Annotated in this window: 16 protein-coding genes; 11 read left to right on the top strand and 5 right to left on the bottom strand. The window is 61.3% G+C overall.

The genetic code is table 11. The annotated features are described in order from the left end of the window. Positions 1-32 precede the first annotated feature (32 nt). The 5 genes from dnaB to AC07N4_RS19570 all read left to right on the top strand — a co-directional run bounded on the left by dnaB (position 33) and on the right by AC07N4_RS19570 (position 10,857). Entirely contained in the window at positions 33-1,430 is a 1,398-nt protein-coding gene (gene dnaB, locus AC07N4_RS19590; protein WP_096819810.1) for a replicative DNA helicase, read from the top strand. 112 nt (positions 1,431-1,542) lie between these two features. Beyond that, positions 1,543-3,855, top strand: coding sequence for a YgiQ family radical SAM protein (locus AC07N4_RS19585; protein ID WP_493065810.1), 2,313 nt, complete (start codon positions 1,543-1,545; stop codon positions 3,853-3,855). A gap of 255 nt (positions 3,856-4,110) precedes the next feature. Continuing rightward, a complete protein-coding gene (locus AC07N4_RS19580; RefSeq protein ID WP_493065809.1) occupies positions 4,111-7,386 on the top strand; it encodes a transglutaminase family protein in 3,276 nt (1,091 codons plus the stop codon). An 88-nt stretch (positions 7,387-7,474) separates the two neighbouring features. Beyond that, positions 7,475-9,961: a circularly permuted type 2 ATP-grasp protein gene (locus AC07N4_RS19575; protein ID WP_102620128.1), complete on the top strand. Its 2,487-nt coding sequence runs from the start codon at positions 7,475-7,477 to the stop codon at positions 9,959-9,961. After that, positions 9,961-10,857, top strand: coding sequence for a transglutaminase family protein (locus tag AC07N4_RS19570; protein WP_102620127.1), 897 nt, complete (start codon positions 9,961-9,963; stop codon positions 10,855-10,857). Before AC07N4_RS19575 ends, AC07N4_RS19570 begins: the two co-directional genes overlap by 1 nt. A gap of 66 nt (positions 10,858-10,923) precedes the next feature. On the opposite strand, the gene AC07N4_RS19565 is transcribed toward AC07N4_RS19570, so the two are convergent. Both AC07N4_RS19565 and AC07N4_RS19560 read right to left on the bottom strand, forming a co-directional pair. Beyond that, positions 10,924-11,103, bottom strand: coding sequence for a hypothetical protein (locus AC07N4_RS19565; RefSeq protein ID WP_085732676.1), 180 nt, complete (start codon positions 11,101-11,103; stop codon positions 10,924-10,926). A gap of 68 nt (positions 11,104-11,171) precedes the next feature. Beyond that, entirely contained in the window at positions 11,172-11,759 is a 588-nt protein-coding gene (locus AC07N4_RS19560) for a cytokinin riboside 5'-monophosphate phosphoribohydrolase (protein WP_102620126.1), read from the bottom strand. 341 nt (positions 11,760-12,100) lie between these two features. On the opposite strand from AC07N4_RS19560, the gene azu reads away from it, so the two are divergent. Both azu and AC07N4_RS19550 read left to right on the top strand, forming a co-directional pair. Continuing rightward, a complete protein-coding gene (gene azu / locus AC07N4_RS19555) occupies positions 12,101-12,547 on the top strand; it encodes an azurin (protein ID WP_493065808.1) in 447 nt (148 codons plus the stop codon). 184 nt (positions 12,548-12,731) lie between these two features. Beyond that, entirely contained in the window at positions 12,732-13,016 is a 285-nt protein-coding gene (locus tag AC07N4_RS19550) for a hypothetical protein (RefSeq protein ID WP_102620124.1), read from the top strand. 94 nt (positions 13,017-13,110) lie between these two features. Here the strand turns inward: AC07N4_RS19550 and nadE are convergent, their stop codons facing one another. The 3 genes from nadE to AC07N4_RS19535 form a co-directional block, all read right to left on the bottom strand. Further along, positions 13,111-13,938, bottom strand: coding sequence for an NAD(+) synthase (gene nadE / locus AC07N4_RS19545; protein ID WP_493065807.1), 828 nt, complete (start codon positions 13,936-13,938; stop codon positions 13,111-13,113). A gap of 4 nt (positions 13,939-13,942) precedes the next feature. After that, positions 13,943-15,166: a nicotinate phosphoribosyltransferase gene (gene pncB / locus AC07N4_RS19540; protein WP_102620123.1), complete on the bottom strand. Its 1,224-nt coding sequence runs from the start codon at positions 15,164-15,166 to the stop codon at positions 13,943-13,945. Positions 15,167-15,273: 107 nt separating this feature from the next. Further along, positions 15,274-16,179: a LysR family transcriptional regulator gene (locus tag AC07N4_RS19535; RefSeq protein WP_007950669.1), complete on the bottom strand. Its 906-nt coding sequence runs from the start codon at positions 16,177-16,179 to the stop codon at positions 15,274-15,276. Between the two features lie 161 nt (positions 16,180-16,340). Between AC07N4_RS19535 and amaB the strand changes: the two genes are divergently transcribed. The 4 genes from amaB to AC07N4_RS19515 all read left to right on the top strand — a co-directional run bounded on the left by amaB (position 16,341) and on the right by AC07N4_RS19515 (position 21,763). Next, positions 16,341-17,831, top strand: a complete 1,491-nt coding sequence (gene amaB / locus AC07N4_RS19530) for an L-piperidine-6-carboxylate dehydrogenase (RefSeq protein ID WP_493065806.1) — start codon at positions 16,341-16,343, stop codon at positions 17,829-17,831. Between the two features lie 89 nt (positions 17,832-17,920). Next, positions 17,921-19,204 carry an L-pipecolate oxidase gene (gene amaA, locus AC07N4_RS19525; RefSeq protein ID WP_493065805.1) on the top strand — a complete coding sequence of 428 codons (1,284 nt, stop codon included), beginning with the start codon at positions 17,921-17,923 and terminating at the stop codon, positions 19,202-19,204. A gap of 364 nt (positions 19,205-19,568) precedes the next feature. After that, positions 19,569-20,702: an ABC transporter substrate-binding protein gene (locus AC07N4_RS19520; protein ID WP_096819799.1), complete on the top strand. Its 1,134-nt coding sequence runs from the start codon at positions 19,569-19,571 to the stop codon at positions 20,700-20,702. A 146-nt stretch (positions 20,703-20,848) separates the two neighbouring features. Beyond that, positions 20,849-21,763 (top strand): ABC transporter permease subunit, encoded by a 915-nt coding sequence (locus AC07N4_RS19515; protein ID WP_007950661.1) that lies wholly within the window; start codon positions 20,849-20,851, stop codon positions 21,761-21,763. The last annotated feature ends 3 nt before the right edge of the window (positions 21,764-21,766 follow it).

Raw genomic sequence — 21,766 nt, 5'->3', positions numbered from 1 at the left:
TAATCCCTGCTTTTCCTGAATAAAAAGTGGCCATGAACGAAATCTCCGCTCCCGAGCAATACGATCTGCAAACCGCATCCCTGAAGGTGCCGCCGCATTCCATCGAGGCCGAACAGGCTGTACTCGGTGGTCTGATGCTGGACAACAACGCCTGGGAACGCGTGCTTGATCAAGTCTCCGACGGCGATTTCTACCGGCATGACCACCGTCTGATCTTCCGTGCGATCGCCAAACTCGCCGATCAGAACTCGCCGATCGACGTCGTGACCCTTTCCGAGCAACTGGACAAGGAAGGTCAGACTTCGCAAGTCGGGGGTCTTGGGTATCTGGTCGAACTGGCGAAAAACACACCGTCCGTCGCCAACATCAAGGCTTATGCGCAAATCGTCCGCCAGCGTGCGACGTTGCGCCAGTTGATCGGCATCAGCAACGATATCGCCGACGCCGCCTTCAACCCTGAAGGCCGTACCGCCGAAGAGATCCTCGACGAAGCCGAGCGGCAGATCTTCGCAATTGCCGAGGCGCGGCCGAAGACCGGCGGCCCGGTGGGCGTCAACGAGTTGCTGACCAAGGCCATCGACCGCATCGACACCCTGTTCAACACCGCCGACGCGATCACCGGCCTGTCCACTGGCTACACCGACCTCGACGAGAAGACCAGCGGCCTGCAACCGTCCGACCTGATCATCGTCGCCGGCCGTCCGTCGATGGGTAAGACCACCTTCGCGATGAACCTGGTGGAAAACGCCGTTCTACGCAGTGAAAAGGCGGTTCTGGTGTACTCCCTCGAGATGCCAGGTGAATCGCTGATCATGCGTATGCTTTCGTCCCTCGGTCGTATCGACCAGACCAAGGTGCGTTCCGGTCAGTTGGAAGACGACGACTGGCCACGCCTGACCTCGGCGGTCAACCTGCTCAACGACCGCAAGCTGTTCATCGATGACACCGCCGGCATCAGTCCGTCGGAGATGCGCGCCCGGACCCGGCGTCTGGTACGCGAGCACGGCGATGTCGGCCTGATCATGATCGACTACCTGCAGCTGATGCAGATTCCCGGCTCCAGCGGTGACAACCGGACCAACGAGATTTCCGAGATCTCTCGATCCCTGAAAGCCCTGGCCAAGGAATTCAACTGCCCGGTGGTTGCCCTGTCGCAGCTCAACCGTTCCCTGGAACAACGTCCCAACAAGCGTCCGGTGAACTCCGACTTGCGGGAATCCGGAGCGATCGAGCAGGACGCCGACGTCATTATGTTCGTGTACCGGGACGAGGTTTATCACCCGGAAACCGAACACAAGGGCATCGCCGAAATCATCATCGGCAAACAGCGGAACGGCCCGATCGGCTTCATCCGCCTGGCCTTCATCGGCAAATACACACGCTTCGAAAACCTTGCGCCGGGCAGCTATAACTTCGACGACGACGAGTAAGCGCTCCGTCGTCTGAGTGCTCCTGATATTTCCGACCACAGCCGTCGGAATTGGTTATTTTTTGTGCTATATTCCGCGCCCGCGATTTTTCACCTCAACACCGGTCATCGACATGCAAGCAGCCAAGCCGTTATTTGACTATCCAAAATACTGGGCCGAATGTTTCGGGCCGGCGCCATTCCTGCCGATGAGCAGGGAGGAGATGGATCAGCTCGGCTGGGATTCCTGCGACATCATCATTGTGACGGGAGATGCCTACGTCGATCACCCGTCGTTCGGCATGGCGATCATCGGCCGGCTGCTGGAGTCGCAAGGCTTCCGCGTCGGGATCATTGCCCAGCCGAACTGGCAGTCCAAAGACGACTTCATGAAGCTCGGCGAGCCGAACCTGTTCTTCGGCGTCGCGGCCGGCAACATGGACTCGATGATCAACCGCTACACCGCGGACAAGAAAATCCGTTCTGACGACGCCTACACCCCGGGTGGCATGGCGGGCAAACGTCCGGATCGCGCGAGCCTGGTCTACAGCCAGCGCTGCAAGGAAGCCTACAAGCACGTGCCGATCGTGCTCGGCGGCATCGAAGCCTCCCTGCGCCGCATCGCCCACTACGACTACTGGCAGGATCGCGTGCGCAACTCGATCCTGATCGACGCCAGCGCCGACATCCTGCTGTACGGCAACGCCGAGCGCGCGATTGTCGAAGTCGCCCAGCGTCTGTCCTACGGTCACAAGATCGAAGACATCACCAATGTCCGTGGCACCGCTTTCATCCGTCGCGACACCCCTGCGGGCTGGTACGAAGTCGACTCCACGCGCATCGACCGTCCGGGCAAGATCGACAAGATCATCAACCCGTACGTCAACACCCAGGACACTCAGGCTTGCGCCATCGAGCAAGAGAAGGGGCCGGTTGAAGATCCGGAAGAAGCCAAGGTCGTGCAGATCCTGGCCAGCCCGAAGATGACGCGTGACAAGACCGTGATCCGCCTGCCGTCGATGGAGAAAGTGCGTGGTGATGCGGTCCTGTACGCTCACGCCAACCGTGTGCTGCACCTGGAAACCAACCCGGGCAACGCCCGTGCCTTGGTGCAAAAACACGGCGAAGTCGACGTCTGGTTCAACCCGCCGCCGATTCCGATGACCACCGAAGAAATGGACTACGTGTTCGGCATGCCTTACGCACGTATCCCGCATCCTGCGTACGGCAAGGAAAAGATCCCGGCCTACGACATGATCCGCTTCTCGGTGAACATCATGCGTGGCTGCTTCGGCGGCTGCACCTTCTGCTCGATCACCGAGCACGAAGGCCGGATCATCCAGAACCGCTCCGAAGAGTCGATCATTCGCGAAATCGAAGAGATCCGCGACAAGGTGCCGGGTTTCACCGGCGTCATTTCCGACCTCGGCGGCCCGACCGCGAACATGTACCGCATCGCCTGCAAGAGCCCGGAAATCGAATCCGCGTGCCGCAAGCCGTCCTGCGTGTTCCCGGGCATCTGCCCGAACCTGAACACCGACCACTCGTCGCTGATCCAGCTGTATCGTAGCGCCCGTGCGTTGCCGGGTGTGAAGAAGATCCTGATTGCCTCCGGCCTGCGTTACGACCTCGCGGTCGAGTCGCCGGAGTACGTCAAAGAGCTGGTGACCCACCACGTCGGCGGTTACCTGAAGATCGCCCCGGAACACACCGAGGAAGGTCCGCTCAATCAGATGATGAAGCCGGGGATCGGCACGTACGATCGCTTCAAGCGCATGTTCGAGAAGTACACCAAGGAAGCGGGGAAAGAGCAGTACCTGATTCCGTACTTCATCGCCGCGCACCCGGGCACCACCGACGAAGACATGATGAACCTCGCCTTGTGGCTCAAGGGCAACGGCTTCCGTGCCGACCAGGTGCAGGCGTTCTATCCTTCGCCGATGGCCACCGCCACCGCGATGTACCACTCGGGCAAGAACCCGCTGCGCAAGGTCACCTACAAGAGCGACGGCGTGACCATCGTCAAGAGCGAGGAGCAGCGTCGTCTGCACAAGGCGTTCCTGCGTTATCACGACCCGAAAGGCTGGCCGATGCTGCGTGAAGCGCTGATCCGCATGGGCCGCGCCGACCTGATCGGGCCGGGCAAGAACCAGTTGATCCCGACGCATCAGCCGGCCACCGACAGCTACCAGAGTGCCCGTCGCAAGAACTCGACGCCGTCCGGCAGCCATAAAGTGGCGAAGGACGTAAAAGAGAAGACCACCAAGATCCTCACCCAGCACACCGGTCTGCCACCCCGCGCCAGCGACGGCGGTAATCCGTGGGACAAGCGTGAGCAGGCCAAGGCTGCGGCATTCGCCCGCAACCAGCAGGCCGCCAAGGAGCGCAAGGAAGCCGCGAAAGGCAAAGGGCCGAAACCGGCACGCAAGCCGGTCGTACCGCGCTAAAGAGAACGCCAACCTTCGGGTTGGCGTTTTTGCATTTCGCTGATCGTTCCCACGCAGAGCGTGGGAACGATCACGGGAGAGGGTCAGGGGGAGGGGTTCTTCGCAACATTTGCGTGCAACTGTGCCAAACCATTTCACCGCATCGCCCGATTTTGGTGCTGTACTGCCTTGAGCATTTCGGGAAAGCGCCCAAGCCTCTGCATGGCATAAGTCTTGCGCGCTTTCGAATACGCTTAGGCTCGCAGGAGGCACGCCGTGTCGATTCATGTCGCATTGCATCACGTCACGCATTACCGCTACGACCGCGCTGTCGAACTCGGCCCGCAGATCGTGCGTCTGCGCCCGGCTGCCCACAGCCGCACGCGGATTCTGTCGTATGCGCTGAAAGTCTCGCCCGAGCAGCACTTCATCAACTGGCAGCAGGACCCTCAGGGCAACTACCTCGCACGACTGGTGTTCCCCGAGAAAACCGCCGAGCTGCGGATCGAGGTCGACCTGCTGGCCGAGATGGCGGTGTTCAACCCGTTCGACTTTTTCCTCGAGCCCTACGCCGAGAAAATCCCTTTTGCCTACGCCGCCGATGAACGCAAGGAACTGGCGCCGTACCTCGAAACCCTGCCGCTGACGCCAAAACTCAAGGCCTATCTGGACGCCATCGACCGCACGCCGCTGCCGGCGGTGGATTTCCTCGTGGCGCTCAACCAGCGCCTGAGCGAGGACATCAATTACCTGATCCGCATGGAACCGGGCGTGCAAACCCCGGAGCACACCCTCGAACACGCCTCCGGCTCCTGCCGCGATTCGGCATGGCTGCTGGTGCAACTGCTGCGCAATCTCGGGCTGGCGGCGCGTTTCGTCTCCGGTTACCTGATACAACTGACCGCCGACGTGAAAAGCCTCGACGGCCCGTCCGGCACCGAAGTGGACTTCACCGATCTGCATGCCTGGTGCGAGGTGTACTTGCCCGGCGCCGGCTGGATCGGCCTCGATGCGACATCGGGGCTGTTCGCCGGTGAAGGGCATATCCCGTTGGCCTGCAGTCCTGATCCGTCCTCGGCGGCGCCGATCAGTGGTCTGGTAGAGCCTTGCGAATGTGAGTTCAGCCACGAAATGTCCGTGGAGCGGATCTGGGAAGCGCCTCGGGTCACCAAGCCCTACACCGATGACCAATGGCTGGCAATCCAGGCGCTGGGCCGGCAGATCGATGCCGACCTGTTGGAAGGCGATGTGCGTCTGACCATGGGCGGCGAACCGACCTTCGTGTCCATCGACGACCCGGATGGCGCCGAATGGAACACTGCCGCGCTGGGCCCGGACAAGCGTCGGCTCTCCGCCGAACTGTTCCAGCGCATGCGCAAACACTACGCGCCAAAAGGGCTGGTGCATTTCGGTCAGGGCAAGTGGTATCCGGGCGAGCAACTGCCGCGCTGGTCGCTGAATTGCTATTGGCGCCGCGACGGCCTGCCAATCTGGCACAACACCGCGTTGATCGCCGATGAGCAACAGGATTACGGCGCCGATGGCGCATTGGCCGGGCGCTTTCTGGCGAGTGTCGCCGAACGCCTGAAACTGCCGACACGTTTTGTGTTTCCGGCCTACGAAGACAATTTCTATTACCTCTGGCGCGAGGGTGCCTTGCCGAGCAACGTCAGCGCCGAAGACTCGCGTCTGGAGGAACCGCTGGAACGTGCGCGACTGCGCAAGGTGTTCAGTCAGGGGCTGGACAAGGTCATCGGTCAGGTGCTGCCGCTGGCGCGCACCGCCAAGGGCGATCAATGGCAGAGCGGGCGCTGGTATCTGCGGGATGAGCATTGCCGGCTGGTGCCGGGGGATTCACCGCTCGGTTATCGCCTGCCATTGGGTTCGCAGCCTTGGGTGAAGGCGGCGGAGTATCCGTTCATTCATCCGAACGACCCGAATCAGGACTTCCCCGAACTGCCCGACACTGCGCAACTCAATCGCCATGATGCGCCGGCTGCGGCGGATGAACGGGCGCCAAAGATCGACGAATCCGCCGACTGGCTGACCCGCACCGCGTTCTGCGCCGAGGCACGGGAAGGCCGGTTGTATCTGTTCATGCCGCCGCTGGAGCGGGTCGAGGATTATCTGGAGCTGGTGGCCGCCATCGAAGCCACTGCCGAGGAACTGCACTGTCCGGTGCTGCTGGAAGGCTACGAGCCGCCGAGCGATCCGCGCCTGAGCAACTTCCGCATTACGCCGGATCCCGGCGTGATCGAGGTCAACGTCCAGCCGTCCGCGACGTGGGACGAGTTGGTCGAGCGTACGGAGTTCCTGTACGAGGAGGCGCGCCAGACCCGACTGTCCACCGAGAAATTCATGATCGACGGGCGACACACCGGCACCGGTGGCGGTAACCATTTCGTACTCGGCGGAGCAACGCCGGCGGACTCCCCGTTCCTGCGCCGCCCGGATCTGCTGCGCAGCCTGATCAGCTATTGGCACAACCATCCGTCGCTGTCCTACCTGTTTTCCGGTCTGTTCATCGGTCCGACCTCTCAAGCACCGCGAGTCGATGAAGCGCGCAACGATTCGCTGTACGAGCTGGAAATCGCCTTCGCGCAGATGCCGGCGCCGGGAGAAGCGTGCGCGCCATGGCTGGTGGATCGCTTGCTGCGCAATCTGCTGATCGACGTCACCGGCAACACCCACCGCGCCGAGTTCTGTATCGACAAGCTGTATTCACCGGACGGCGCCACCGGGCGTCTCGGTCTGCTGGAGTTGCGTGCATTCGAAATGCCGCCCCATGCGCGCATGAGCCTGGCTCAGCAGCTGTTGCTGCGGGCACTGGTGGCGCGGTTCTGGCGCGAGCCCTATGCACCGCCGAAGCTGGCGCGCTGGGGCACCGAGTTGCATGACCGCTTCCTGCTGCCGCACTTCATCGAGCAGGACTTTGCCGACGTCATCGTCGAACTCAACAATGCCGGTTATCCGCTGCGTGCCGAATGGTTTGCGGCGCATCTGGAGTTTCGCTTTCCCAAGGTCGGCGATTACGCCGTCAACGGCATCGAGCTGGAGTTGCGTCAGGCCCTTGAGCCCTGGCATGTGCTGGGCGAGGAGGGCGCGGCGGGCGGCACGGTGCGTTACGTCGATTCATCGCTGGAGCGTCTGCAGGTCAAGCTCACGGGGCTGCCGCCGCAGCGTTATCTGCTGACCTGCAATGGCATCCCGGTACCGCTGCAACCGACCGGGCGGGTCGGCGAGTTTGTCGCCGGTGTGCGTTTCCGTGCGTGGCAACCGGCCAACTGCCTGCAACCGACGATCCCGGTGCATGCGCCGCTGGTGTTCGACCTGCTCGACACCTGGATGCAGCGCTCGCTGGGCGGTTGTCAGTACCACGTCGCGCATCCGGGCGGGCGTAATTACGAGACGTTGCCGGTCAACGCCAACGAAGCGGAGAGCCGGCGCATGGCGCGTTTCTTCCGCATCGGGCACACGCCGGGGAAACTTCCTATACCCATTGTCGAAACGAACGACGAGCTACCGATGACTCTCGATTTGCGACGCTTTTAGATCGTACGCGACGCCCGGATTTTTCGTATATCCGGGCGTCATGTGCCTGCGTTAGTCTGACCGTTCCTTGCTGGCTGCCGAGCTTTCCATGCCTGACCTGCTTGACCGCTACCCGCTGACGGCGGGCACTTACCACGAACTGCTCGATGCTGGCGGGGCGGTGCGTCCGCACTGGCAGCGGCTGTTCGACCAATTGCAGCGCAGCACCCCGACGCAACTGGTGCAGCGTCAGGCATTGCTGACCCGGCAGATTCAGGAAAACGGCGTCACCTACAACGTCTATGCCGACCCCAAGGGCGCGGATCGTCCGTGGGAACTCGACCTGCTGCCCCACGTGATCGCCGCTGACGAGTGGCAACAGCTGTCGGCCGGGATCGCCCAGCGCGCGCGCCTGCTCAATGCGGTGCTGGCGGATCTGTACGGTCCGCAGCGGCTGATCAGCGAAGGGTTGCTGCCGGCGGAGCTGGTGTTCGGCCACAACAACTTCCTCTGGCCCTGTCAGGGTATCTCGCCACCGGACGGGGCCTTTCTGCATCTGTATGCCGTGGATCTGGCGCGCACGCCGGACGGGCGCTGGTGGGTGACGGCGGATCGTACCCAGGCGCCGTCCGGTGCCGGCTATGCGCTGGAAAACCGCACCATCGTGTCCCGGGCCTTCCCCGAGCTGTACCGGGACTTGAAAGTGCAGCATCTGGCCGGATTCTTCCGTACCTTGCAGGAAACCCTGGCCCGTCAGGCACCCTGCGACGATGACGCGCCGCTGGTGGTGTTGCTGACCCCGGGGCGTTTCAACGAAAGCTATTTCGAACATCTTTATCTCGCGCGCCAGCTCGGCTATCCGCTGGTGGAGGGCGGTGACCTGACGGTGCGCGATGCCACGGTCTACCTGAAAACCCTCAGTGGCCTGCGTCGGGTTCACGCGATCATGCGTCGGCTCGACGATGACTTCTGCGATCCGCTGGAACTGCGCACGGATTCGGCGCTGGGCGTTCCCGGGCTGCTTGAGGCCGTGCGTCAGGGCCGGGTGTTGGTGGCCAACGCGCTGGGCAGCGGCGTGCTGGAGTCGCCGGGGCTGCTGGGTTTCTTGCCGAAGATCAATCAGTACCTGTTCGGCGAAGAACTGATCCTGCCCTCCATCGCCACCTGGTGGTGTGGGGAGGCGCCGGTGCTGGCCCAGGCGTTGGAAAAATTGCCGGAGCTGCTGATCAAACCGGCTTTCCCATCCCAGAGTTTTGCGCCCGTTTTCGGACGTGATTTGAGCGAAAAACAGCGCCAGAGTCTCGCCGAGCGCATGCAGGCCCGGCCTTATGCCTATGTCGCGCAAGAACTTGCGCAACTGTCCCACGCGCCGATCTGGCAGCCCGAGGACGGCCAGTTGCAACCGCGAGCCATCGGCATGCGCATGTATGCGGTGGCCAGTCGCGACGGCTATCGAGTGCTGCCCGGTGGCCTGACCCGGGTGGCGGCCGAAGCCGATGCCGAAGTGGTGTCGATGCAGCGCGGTGGTGCGAGCAAGGACACCTGGGTGCTGGGTGATCGGCCGCCAAGCGGTGAACAATGGAAGGCGCAGCGCAACATCGGTGTGCCTGATCTGGTGCGGCGCGATCCCTATCTGCCGTCGCGGGTGGTGGAAAACCTGTTCTGGTTCGGCCGTTACTGCGAGCGTTGCGACGACAGCGCGCGGTTGTTGCGGATCATGCTGGCGCGGTACGTCGACGGTGATGATCCACAGGCTCTGCAGGCTGCCGTGGAGCTCGGTGAGCGCCTGATGCTGCTGCCAGACGAAGGCGAGTTGCCGGAGCGCCTGCTCGCGGCTTTGCTCGGCGAGGACTGGTCGTTCAGCTTGCGTTCCAACCTGCAACGCTTGCAGTGGGCGGCGTCGCAGGTGCGCGGCAAGCTCTCGCGGGAGAACTGGCAGGCGCTGGTGGAGTTGCAGCGCGAGGCGACGGAACTGGACACCGACGAGCCGGACTTCGGCGAGCTGCTGGATTTTCTCAACCGGCTGGTGATGTCGCTGGCGGCGCTGTCCGGGTTTGCCCTCGACGACATGACCCGCGACGAAGGCTGGCGCTTCCTGATGATCGGCCGGCGCATCGAGCGTCTGCAATTTCTCAGTAGCAGTCTCGCGGGTTTCCTGCGCGGCGCCGGGGCGTTCGATCAAGCGGGGCTTGAGTGGTTGCTGGAACTGGGCAACAGCAGCATCACCTATCGTTCGCGCTATCTGGCGGTGGCACAGTTGATTCCGGTGCTCGACCTGTTGCTGCTGGACGAGCAGAACCCCCATGCGGTGTTGTTCCAGTTGAAACTGGTGACGCGCACCCTCAAGCGTCTGAACGATGATTTCGGTGTGCCGAGGGAGGCCGGGTTGCCAGAACTGGTCGAGCGTCTGGCGCGCTTCGACCTGGGGTGTCTGGAAAATCCCCTGTTCGGCGAATCCAGCGTACGCGCGGCCCTCGACGGGCTGGCGGATCTGCTGCAAGACATCGCCGACGCCAGCGGCCAGGTGTCCGATCGTCTGGCCCTGCGCCATTTCGCCCATGTCGATGATGTCAGCCAGCGCACGGTGTCCGTCTGATGAATGCCCACTACCAGATCCTCCACGACACCTGCTATCACTACGACAGCCCGGTCTCGCTGGCGCAGCAACTCGCGCACCTGTGGCCCCGGGAATGTGCCTGGCAGCGCTGCACCGAGCAGCAATTACTGATCAGTCCGGAGCCGACCGCACGTCGTGACGAACAGGATGTGTTCGGCAATCCGCTGACACGTCTGGCGTTCGAACGGCCTCATGATGAATTGCAGGTCAACGCACGGCTGACGGTCGAGGTGCTGGCGCGGCCGGCGCTGGATTTCAATCTGTCACCGGCCTGGGAATTGACGCGCAATGCGCTGACCTACAGCAGTCAACCGTTGTCCGCTGAGCTGCTGGAGGCTTGTCGCTACCGGTTTCAGTCACCCTACGTTCACTTGAAACGCAGTTTCGTCGAGTTCTCCGAAAGCTGTTTTCCGCCTGGGCGACCGTTGCTGCTGGGCGTGCAGGCGTTGATGGAAAAGATCTTCGACGAGTTCACCTTCGATGCCGAGGCGACGCAAGTCGCGACTCCGCTGGTCGAGGTGCTGGAGCGGCGGCGCGGAGTCTGTCAGGACTTTGCCCACCTGATGCTGGCCTGCGTGCGTTCCCGAGGATTGGCGGCGCGCTACATCAGCGGCTATCTGCTGACACGACCGCCACCGGGGCAGCCGCGATTGATCGGCGCCGATGCGTCCCATGCCTGGGTGTCGGTGTTTTGCCCGGTGCTGGGCTGGGTGGATTTCGATCCGACCAACAATGTGCAACCGGCACTGGAGCACATCACCCTGGCCTGGGGCCGGGATTTCTCCGATGTGTCGCCGTTGCGCGGGGTGATTCTGGGAGGGGGGAGTCATGATCCCGAGGTCAGGGTCACGGTGATGCCACTGAATGAGTCATGAAACACACTGCAGGAGCGGGCAAGCCCGTTCCTGCAGGTTTTGCGTTCAGTGGTCCTGCGGTGTTGCTCAGGCGTCGGGCGCCGGGTCTTTCGGTGCATCAACATCATCATCGGTCGCCACTTCACCGTCAGGGTTCAGTGCCGCTTCTTCAGCCATCTGCTTCTTGCGCTGAAGCTTTTCCTCTTTCTTCTGTTCCTTGGCCAGGTCACGTTGACGCTTGGCGAAGGAGTAATTGGGTTTGGCCATGGGCGATCCTCTTGGGTCGAAGGTGAGGTTGAGCGGCGCGTATTCTGCCCTGTATCGGTGCCCGGGGGTTAACCGGGTTTCTGGTCGACCCACTTTGGCGTGACGGTCGGCTGCCACTGGTCGAGAGCATCGAGCAGCGATTGCGGCGATTCGCTCACTTGCAGCATGTCACGGTGCGGTGCGCGAACGAAGCCTTCGCCGACGATGTGATCGAGAAATTCGGTGAGTTTGCTGTAGAAACCGTTCACTTCCAGCAGGCCCAGCGGCTTGCCGTGGTAGCCGAGTTGGCCCCAGGTCCAGACTTCGAACAGCTCTTCAAGCGTGCCGAGGCCACCTGGCAGGGCGATGAACGCATCGCTGAGTTCGGCCATGCGCGCCTTGCGGGCGTGCATGCCGTCGACCACTTCCAGGCGCGACAGGCTCTTGTGACCGATTTCCTTGTCCATCAGGCTCTGCGGAATGATGCCGATCACTTCACCGCCGGCCGCCAGTGCGGCATCCGCGACAATCCCCATCAGGCCGACAGCGCCACCGCCGTAGACCAGCGTCAGTTTGCGCTCGGCAATGGCTTTGCCGAGGGCGATGGCGGCTTCGGTGTACGCCGGGGTGGTGCCGGCGTTGGCACCGCAAAATACACAAACGGATGTGAGAGACATGCCTTCCTCCTGGGTCAATCCGTCACAGGGTAATGGCTGGCACGCCTTGATCCAAGGGCTAGACTTCGCGTTTCGGGGTTTCATAGGTGCCGCTGGCGCCACAGGCGTAGGCGGCGAGCAGGCTGCACAACAGACTGTTGAAGGACATGACTGATGCTCCAGATGAGAGTTGAGCCCTGAAGATACGGCCCGGCCAATCGTCTGGCTGTTAGATTGTTTCGATGAGTGTCATAGCCTGAAAGTTGTATACAATTTTTGACTCAAGTCATAGGAACTTGCGAAGATTTCAGGCAGTCTTTCCCCCATTCGTGTTTTTGTTAACCCTGCCTTGGAGATTCACCATGTTTTCCAAAGTTGTTGCGGTATCCCTGCTGGCGCTGGCCAGCAGCCAATTGATGGCTGCCGAGTGCAAAACCACCGTTGACTCCACCGACCAGATGTCCTTCACCACCAAGGAGATCGTGATCGACAAGAGCTGCAAGACTTTCACCGTCGAACTGACCCATTCCGGCAGCCTGCCGAAGAACGTCATGGGCCACAACCTGGTGGTCAGCAAGACCGCTGACATGCAGCCGATTGCCACTGACGGCCTGGCCGCGGGCATCGACAAGAACTACCTGAAGGACGGTGACGAGCGCGTCATCGCCCACACCAAGATCATTGGCGCCGGCGAGAAAGATTCGCTGACCATCGACGTATCGAAACTGGCAGCCGGCACCGATTACGGTTTCTTCTGCTCGTTCCCGGGCCACATCTCGATGATGAAAGGCACCGTGACCCTGAAGTAAGTTTCAGAGCCACCTGTCAGCAAAAAGCCGCTGTAGTTCGCTACAGTGGCTTTTTTTATGTCTGAACCGTTTGTCGGGTTCTGCTCTGAACCTGTTAGTTCTGACAGTAGACGCAGGTTTGCTTCGAGGCTCAAATCTCCGGACGTCGTGCTTGTCGTGCGACATGAGAAAGAAGGAGATGGTCATGACCGATAACGTTCAGCTGAAAATTACCAAAGTCACGGATTTGAAGGACAATTTGATCGAACAGGAGGGTAAAACCTCTGATCGGACACTGATTGTCTATGGCGAAGCCTATCGTCTAGCGGAAGTAACCATCGAAGATGATTTTCTCCCCCGTGGGAAAGTGACCACGGATCCAGCAGGGAAATGGAAGGTAACGCTGGAAGAACTGCCGGAGGGTGAGCGTTACTTTCAGGCGGAGGTTGACGGAAAGCGTTCGCAGAGCTGGATTGTATATATCGTGTGACAGAGTTCAGCGGTGGCTTTTGTAATCGAAGCGAGCTTTCTGACCTGTGCTGAGTGAGGCGCTTTGAACAAGCGCCTCACTTTTACACATGACATCAAGGCGCAAACGGCATGACGCGTTTGTGATGGGTCTTTTTGTACGTGTTGACGATGATGTCGAACGCTTCCTGACGCACCGGCTCGCCGTGCAGAAAGGCGTCGATCTCGGCGTAAGTCACGCCGTGGGAGGCTTCGTCCGGTTTGCCCGGCGACAGGTCTTCCAGGTCCGCCGTCGGCACTTTTTCCACCAGCGATTCCGGTGCGCCGAAGCTGCGGGCGATGGCCCGGACCTGGTTTTTCACCAGACCGCTGAGCGGGGCCAGGTCGCAGGCGCCGTCACCGAACTTGGTGAAGAAACCCATCACCGCTTCCGCCGCGTGGTCGGTGCCGATCACCAGGCCATGGGCCGCGCCGGCGATGGTGTACTGAGCGACCATGCGCATCCGCGCCTTGGTGTTGCCGAGCACGAAATCCACCGACACTGCGTGCTTGCCTTCGAAGGCTGCGACTTCGCCGGCCAGGGATTTCACTGCCGGGCCGATGTTGACGGTGTGGCGTTCGTCCGGGGCGATGAAGTCCACCGAGGCCTGGGCGTCGTGTTCATCGAACTGCACGTCGTACGGCAGGCGCACAGCGATGAACTTGTAGCCGTTGTCGCCGGTGCGCTCGCGCAGTTCACGCATGGCGCGCTGGGCCAGGAGCCCGGCGGTCAGCGAGTCGACACCGCCGCTGATGCCCAGCACCAGGGTCTTGAGCCCGGAATTGATCAGGCAATCCTGGATGAAGGTGATGCGTCGGGCGACTTCCGCTTCGAGGGCCTGGTAATCGGCGAACGGCGGCTGAACGTTGAGCTGTTCAGCAATCTCACGCTGTACGGCTTGCATGAATTCACTCCTTGCTAGAAAGGCTGGAAACGGCAGGAACCTGGAAAACGTGTCGCAAATAGGCGACGAAATTCGGGTCTTTGCAGTGGGTCTTGCCCGGCTCGTCGGAGATCTTCGCCACCGGTTGGCCGTTGCAGGCGGTCATTTTAAGCACGATGCTCATCGGTTCGACACCCGGAATGTCACAGGTCAGGTTGGTGCCGATGCCGAAGCTGACATTGATCCGACCGCGCAGCGCGCGGAAGATCTCCAGCGACTTGGGCAGCGTCAGGCTGTCGGAGAACACCAGGGTCTTGCTCATCGGGTCGATGCCGAGCTTGTGATAGTGAGCGATGCATTTTTCGCCCCACTGCACCGGATCCCCGGAATCATGACGCAAGCCGTCGAACAGCTTGGCGAAGAACAGATCGAAATCACCGAGGAAGGCATCGGTGGTGATGCAGTCGGTCAGGGCGATCCCCAGCAGGCCGCGGTACTCGCGAACCCAGCAATCGAGTGCGGCAATCTGGCTGTCGATCAGTCGCGGGCCGAGTTGCTGGTGGGCCATGATCCATTCGTGGGCCATGGTGCCCAGCGGTTTCATGTCCAGTTCGCGGGACAGGTGCACGTTGCTGGTGCCGACGAAACGCCCGGGGAAATCATGCTTGAGCACGTTCACCACTTCTTCCTGCACGCGGTAGGAAAACCGCCGGCGTGTGCCGAAATCGGCGACCTGCAACTGCGACAATTCTTCGGTCGAGGCGTTGGCCGTCAGCCAGTCGAACTTGCGGTAAAGCTGTTCGCGGGCCTGTTCCAGCACCGTTTCTCGGTAGCGATAGCGGTTGCGCACTTCGCTGACGATCGCCAGCAGCGGCACTTCGAACAGAATCACATGCAGCCACGGCCCGCGCAGACGGATGAACAGTTCGCCGTTCTCGATGCCGGTGTGCAGGTAGCGCAGGTTGAAGCGGAACAGGCCGAGGAATCGCAGAAAGTCAGGTTTGAGGAAGCTGATGCGCTCAAGGAAACTCAACTGATCGGCGCTCAGGCTCAACTCGGCCAGACGCTCGACCTGGAAGCGGATCTCCGCCAGATACGGGCGCAGATCTTCACTGTTACGGCAACGAAACTCCCATTCGACTTCGACGTTGGGGTAGTTGTGCAGCACCGCCTGCATCATCGTCAGTTTGTAGAAGTCGGTGTCGAGCAGGTTCTGCACGATGCGATCGGCAAACACACTCTCGCTCATAACGGGGTCTCCAGGCGGACCGCGCGTTGGCGCGGTATCAATCAATGGCGCTAGTGGCTCATATCCGGGGTGTGGATTGCCAGCGATTTTTATCCCGGCGCTGAGCCTCAGACCGCATCAGGACTGTCGATCTGCTCCAGCATCCACTTCACGAAATCCCGCACCTTGGGTACTTCCGCCGCGTGTTCCGGGTAGGCCAGGTAATACGCATCGGTGCTGGGCATTGCATGCTGCCAGGGAATGACCAGTTTGCCGTCGGCCAATTCCTCTTCCACCAGAAACCTTGGTAACAGGGCGACGCCGCAGCCGACCTGCGCGGCGCGGATGCACATATAAAAGGTTTCGAAACGCGGGCCGTGGTAGCTGTGTTCGGTCTGGTAGCCCTGGCTGTCGAACCAGTCGTGCCACGCCTGTGGGCGCGAAGCATTCTGCAGCAGCACCAGATCGGTGAGTTGCGTTGGATCAGTCAACGGAGTGTCCGGCAGACTGCTCGGTGCGCAGACCGGCACCAGTTCCTCGCCAAACAACTTCAGGCATTCGGTGCCGGGACGTGAACCCTGGCCGAAATAGAACGCCAGGTCGCTGCGCCCTTGCAGCAAGTCATCGGCCTCCTGCTCGTTGCACAGGTCCAGATGAATCGACGGATGGCGCAGGCGCCAGCCCTTGAGGCGCGGCACCAGCCAGCGTGCGCCGAAGGTCGAGGGTGTGGAGACGCGCAGGACTTCGGTCTCGCCGCCGTAGGAACGCAGGTAATGGGTCGACATCTCGACCTGGGTCAGGATTTTTCGTACTTCCACCAGGTACAAATCGCCGGCCGGGGTCATCTGCAAACGGCGGCGTACCCGACGGAACAACAAGTGCTGTAACAATTCTTCGAGTTGCGCCACCTGCTTGCTGACGGCGCTCTGGGTCAGGTTCAGTTCCTCGGCGGCCCGGGTGAAACTCAGGTGCCGGGTCACGGCCTCGAAGCACTGCAACGCGGTGATCGACGGCAAGTGGCGTTTGTTCAGCATGGGCGATCCTTTTCTTGTCTTTCTGCGCAGCATGAATAAACGGAATGATATCTCGCGTAAAGGTCGTTTGTTGCACAGCCTTCCTGACGCTACAACTAAAGGTCTGCCCGGTCGTGAAAACGCGCCCGCACACATTCAGTTTTTTGCTTGAGGAGTGACCCATGGTTGCCGCATTGCTTGATCGTCTTGGTGTGAACCCGGCCCTGTACCAGAACGGCAAAGTGCCGGTGCATTCGCCCATCGACGGCAGCCGCATCGCCGCCGTGAACTGGGAAGGCCCGGCCGAAGTCGAGCAGCACATCAGTCGCGCAGATCATGCGTTCGAACAATGGCGCAAGGTGCCGGCCCCGCGTCGCGGCGAGCTGGTGCGCCAGTTCGGCGAAGTGCTGCGCGAGTACAAGAATGATCTTGGCGAACTGGTTTCCTGGGAGGCCGGCAAGATTACTCAGGAAGGCCTGGGTGAAGTGCAGGAGATGATCGACATCTGCGACTTCGCCGTCGGCCTGTCCCGCCAGTTGTACGGCTTGACCATCGCTTCCGAGCGCCCGGGCCACCACATGCGTGAAACCTGGCACCCGCTGGGCGTGGTCGGCGTGATCAGTGCGTTCAACTTCCCGGTCGCGGTTTGGGCGTGGAACACCACGCTGGCGCTGGTCTGCGGTAACCCGGTGGTGTGGAAACCTTCGGAGAAAACCCCGCTGACCGCACTGGCCTGTCAGGCGTTGTTTGATCGCGTGGTGAAGAACTTCACGGATGCCCCGGCCAATCTCTGCCAAGTCATCATCGGCGGTCGTGATGCCGGCGAAGCGCTGGTCGATGACCCGCGTGTCGCATTGATCAGCGCCACCGGCAGCACCCGCATGGGCCGCGAAGTGGCGCCGAAAGTCGCCGCACGTTTCGCCCGCAGCATTCTCGAACTGGGCGGCAACAACGCGATGATCCTCGGCCCGAGCGCCGATCTGGACATGGCCGTGCGCGCCATCCTGTTCAGCGCCGTCGGCACCGCCGGCCAGCGTTGCACCACCTTGCGTCGCCTGATCGCCCATGAATCGGTGAAAGAAGAAATCGTCACCCGTCTCAAAGCCGCGTACTCCAAGGTCCGTATCGGTCACCCGCTGGAAGGCAACCTGATCGGCCCGCTGATCGACAAACACAGCTTCGAAAACATGCAGGACGCGCTGGAGCAAGCGCTGAGCGAGGGCGGCCGGGTGTTCGGCGGCAAGCGCCAACTGGAAGACCAATTCCCCAACGCCTACTACGTGTCGCCGGCCATCGTTGAAATGCCGGAGCAGAGCGACGTGGTGTGCAGCGAGACTTTCGCGCCGATCCTGTACGTGGTCGGTTACAACGACTTCGAAGAGGCGCTGCGCCTGAACAATGCGGTACCGCAAGGTCTGTCGTCGTGCATCTTCACCACCGATGTGCGCGAGGCCGAGAAATTCATGTCGGCAGTCGGCAGTGACTGCGGCATCGCCAACGTCAACATCGGCCCGAGCGGCGCTGAAATCGGCGGCGCGTTCGGTGGCGAGAAAGAGACGGGTGGTGGTCGCGAGTCGGGCTCGGATGCATGGCGCGCTTACATGCGCCGGCAGACCAACACCGTGAACTACTCGCTGGAGTTGCCGCTGGCGCAGGGCATTACGTTCGACTGACAGTTTTCTCAAAGCTATCGACCGTTCCCACGCTCTGCGTGGGAACGGTCATTTTGGTGTGTTTGGCAGGTTTCTGTTGGAGTCTGGCAATGCCGTTACGCGAAGAATGTCTGTGGGAAAAACTCACGCCGCAACGACCGGATAACACGGCGCTCAGGGGCGAGGTCAAAGTCGATGTCTGCGTGATCGGCGCCGGGTTTACCGGGTTGTCGGCGGCGCTGCATCTGTTGGAAAAGGGCAAAAGCGTCTGCGTGCTCGAAGCCCATCGCGCCGGGCATGGCGGGTCCGGGCGCAACGTCGGCCTGGTCAACGCCGGGATGTGGATTCCGCCGGACGAGATCGAGGCCGGGTTCGGCGAGGCCGTCGGCAGTCAGCTCAACCGCATGCTCGGTGCGGCGCCGGCGCTGGTGTTCAGCCTCGTGGATAAATACAACATCGATTGCCAGTTGCGCCGCGAAGGCACCCTGCACATGGCGCACAACGCCAAGGGTGAGGCGGATCTGCGCAGTCGCGAAGAACAGTGGAAACGCCGCGGTGCGCCGGTCGAACTGCTGACCGGCAAGGCCTGTGAACAGGCGACCGGGACGCAGAAGATTGCCGCCGCGTTGCTCGACCGGCGTGCCGGCACGCTCAACCCGATGGCTTATGTCACCGGGCTGGCCAACGCTGTCATCAGCCTTGGCGGAAAGATGTTCGATCACTCCCCGGTCACGCGCCTTGAGCGTCAGGGCCAGCAATGGTCGGTGCAGACCGAGCAGGGTTCGGTGCTCGCCGAACAAGTGGTGATCGCTTCCAACGCCTACACCGAAGGCGACTGGACCGAACTCAAACGCAATTTCTTCCCCGGTTACTACTATCAGGTCGCTTCGGTGCCGCTCACCGAAGACGCTGCTCATGAAATCCTCCCGGGCGGTCAGGGCTCGTGGGATACCCGCCAGGTGCTGAGCAGCATCCGTCGCGACAAGGACGGGCGTCTGTTGCTGGGCAGCCTTGGCAACGGCAATCAGAAACCGACCTGGTTCCTCAAGGCCTGGGCCGACCGGGTGCAGCAGCATTACTTCCCCAACCTCAAACCTGTGGAGTGGGAATGCACCTGGACCGGGCGCATCGCTTTTACTCCCGATCATTTGATGCGCCTGTTCGAGCCCGCGCCGGGACTGGTGGCCGTCACCGGTTACAACGGCCGTGGCGTGACCACCGGCACCGTGGTCGGCAAAGCCTTCGCCGACTACCTGTGTAACGGAAATCCTCAGGCGTTGCCGATTCCCTTTGCACCGATGCAGCCCCTGGCGGGCGTGGGTTTGCGCAGTTGTCTGTACGAGGCCGGGTTCTCGCTGTATCACGCGGGCCAGTGCCTGCGCATTGTCATTTGAGTGTTGAAATATGTTGCGTGAAGCGGCGCTTTTCGGCGTAGCGACTAGCCTGTAATGGTGCGGGTTGTAGCAGTCCCGCACCAGCAGTGTGCAGTTCGGTGACGCGGGCTGTTACAGGCTGGTTGCACGTCGTTTGGCGCCGCGGTTGCAATGATGGCGCGTGCGGGTTGCGCCTGAAAAAATAAATGGTTTCACCTTCCGCGGTTTAGACGGTTGCACGCCCAATGAAAATGGGAACGAAACAGTCGAAATAACAAGAAAGCAGCGACTTTTTGAAGAATAAAAAACCGATGGCACGGCCCTTGCTCTGAGCAATCCAGTGAAGTCGCAGTGCCAACTAAAAAAAACCTTGGAGCACCACCTCATGTCCCAGACGTTTTACAAGAAAGGCTTTCTGGCCCTCGCAGTGGCTACTGCGCTGGGTGTTTCTGCGTTTGCACAAGCTGATGTGAAAATCGGTGTGGCGGGCCCTATGACTGGCGCCAACGCGGCATTTGGCGAGCAGTACATGAAGGGGGCACAAGCGGCGGCCGATGCGGTCAACGCGGCGGGCGGCGTCAACGGGGAGAAAATCGTCCTGGTCAAAGGTGATGACGCCTGCGAACCGAAACAGGCGGTGACGGTCGCCAAGGACCTCACCAACCAGAAAGTCGCCGGTGTGGTTGGCCACTTCTGCTCGTCCTCCACCATTCCTGCGTCGGAGATCTACGACGAAGCCGGCATCATCGCGATCACCCCGGGTTCCACCAACCCGCAAGTGACCGAGCGCGGTCTGAGCGCCATGTTCCGTATGTGCGGGCGTGACGACCAGCAAGGCATCGTCGCCGGCGACTACATCGTCGACGTGCTCAAGGGCAAGAAAGTGGCCGTGCTGCACGACAAGGACACCTACGGTCAGGGCCTGGCCGATGCGACCAAGGCACAGTTGACCAAGCGCGGCGTGACGCCGGTGCTGTACGAAGGCCTGACCCGTGGCGAGAAAGACTTCAGCGCCGTGGTCACCAAGATCCGCGCGGCCGGTGCCGACGTGGTCTACTTCGGCGGCCTGCACCCGGAAGCCGGTCCACTGGTCAAGCAACTGCGTACCGAAGGCCTGAAAGACGTGAAGTTCATGTCTGACGACGGCATCGTGACCGACGAACTGGTGACCACCGCTGGCGGCCCGCAATACGTCGACGGCGTGCTGATGACCTTCGGCGCCGATCCGCGCCTGCTGCCGGAAAGCAAGACTGTAGTGGATGCCTTCCGCAAGGCCGGCACCGAGCCTGAAGGCTATACCCTGTACGCCTACGCTTCGGTTCAGGCACTGGCTGCGGGCTTCAACGGCGCCAAGTCCAACAAGGGCGAAGACGCTGCCAAATGGCTGAAAGCCAACCCTGTGAAAACCGTGATGGGCGAGAAGACCTGGGACGCCAAGGGCGACCTGAAAGTCTCCGACTACGTGGTTTACCAGTGGGACAAGGACGGCAAATATCACCAGCTGGAAAAACAGAAGTAAGGGCTGACGCGATCGGCTGACCTCTGCAGAAATTCTGTGGGGGCCAGCCCGGTCGTGGCTGACATTGCTCCGACGTACATCTGTATTTTTCCTAGAAGAACCGCGCGCCTCAGGGTGTGCAGGTTCTCACTGCGTGAGATTGCGTTATGGATGGTATTTTCCTGCAGCAACTGGTCAACGGCCTGACCCTCGGGTCGGTCTATGGCCTGATCGCCATCGGCTACACAATGGTCTACGGCATCATCGGCATGATCAACTTCGCCCACGGCGAGGTTTACATGATTTCCGCTTACCTCGCGGCAATCAGTCTGGCTCTGCTGGCTTACTTCGGTATCGAATCCTTCCCGCTGCTGATGCTCGGCACACTGGTCTTCACCATCGTCGTCACGGGGGTGTATGGCTGGGTCATCGAACGCATCGCCTACAAACCACTGCGCAACTCCACCCGACTGGCACCGCTGATCAGCGCCATCGGTATCTCCCTGATCCTGCAAAACTATGCCCAGATCAGCCAGGGCGCCCGCCAACAGGGTGTTCCGACGCTGCTCACCGGCGCCTGGCGCATCGACGTCGGCTCAGGCTTCGTCCAACTGACCTACACCAAGATCTTCATTCTCGTTGCCGCCTTCGTCGGGATGGGCCTGCTGACCTACGTGATCAAGTACACCAAGCTCGGCCGCATGTGCCGCGCGACCCAGCAAGACCGCAAGATGGCTTCGATTCTGGGGATCAACACCGACCGGGTGATTTCCTATGTGTTCATCATCGGTGCAGCGATGGCGGCCCTGGCCGGCGTGCTGATCACCATGAACTACGGCACGTTCGACTTCTACGCAGGCTTCGTCATCGGCATCAAGGCGTTCACCGCTGCGGTGCTCGGCGGGATCGGCTCGCTGCCTGGCGCCATGCTCGGCGGGATCATCCTCGGGATCTCCGAGTCGCTGTTCTCGGGCCTGGTCAACTCCGACTACAAAGACGTGTTCAGCTTCTCGCTGCTCGTACTTGTTCTGGTCTTCCGGCCTCAGGGCCTGCTGGGCCGTCCTCTTGTGTCGAAGGTGTAAGCG

It is taken from the genome of Pseudomonas sp. GW821-FHT09E04 (assembly GCF_059416185.1).
Note: the sequence above shows the minus strand (reverse complement) of the source record. Positions and strands in the feature narration are given on the sequence as shown.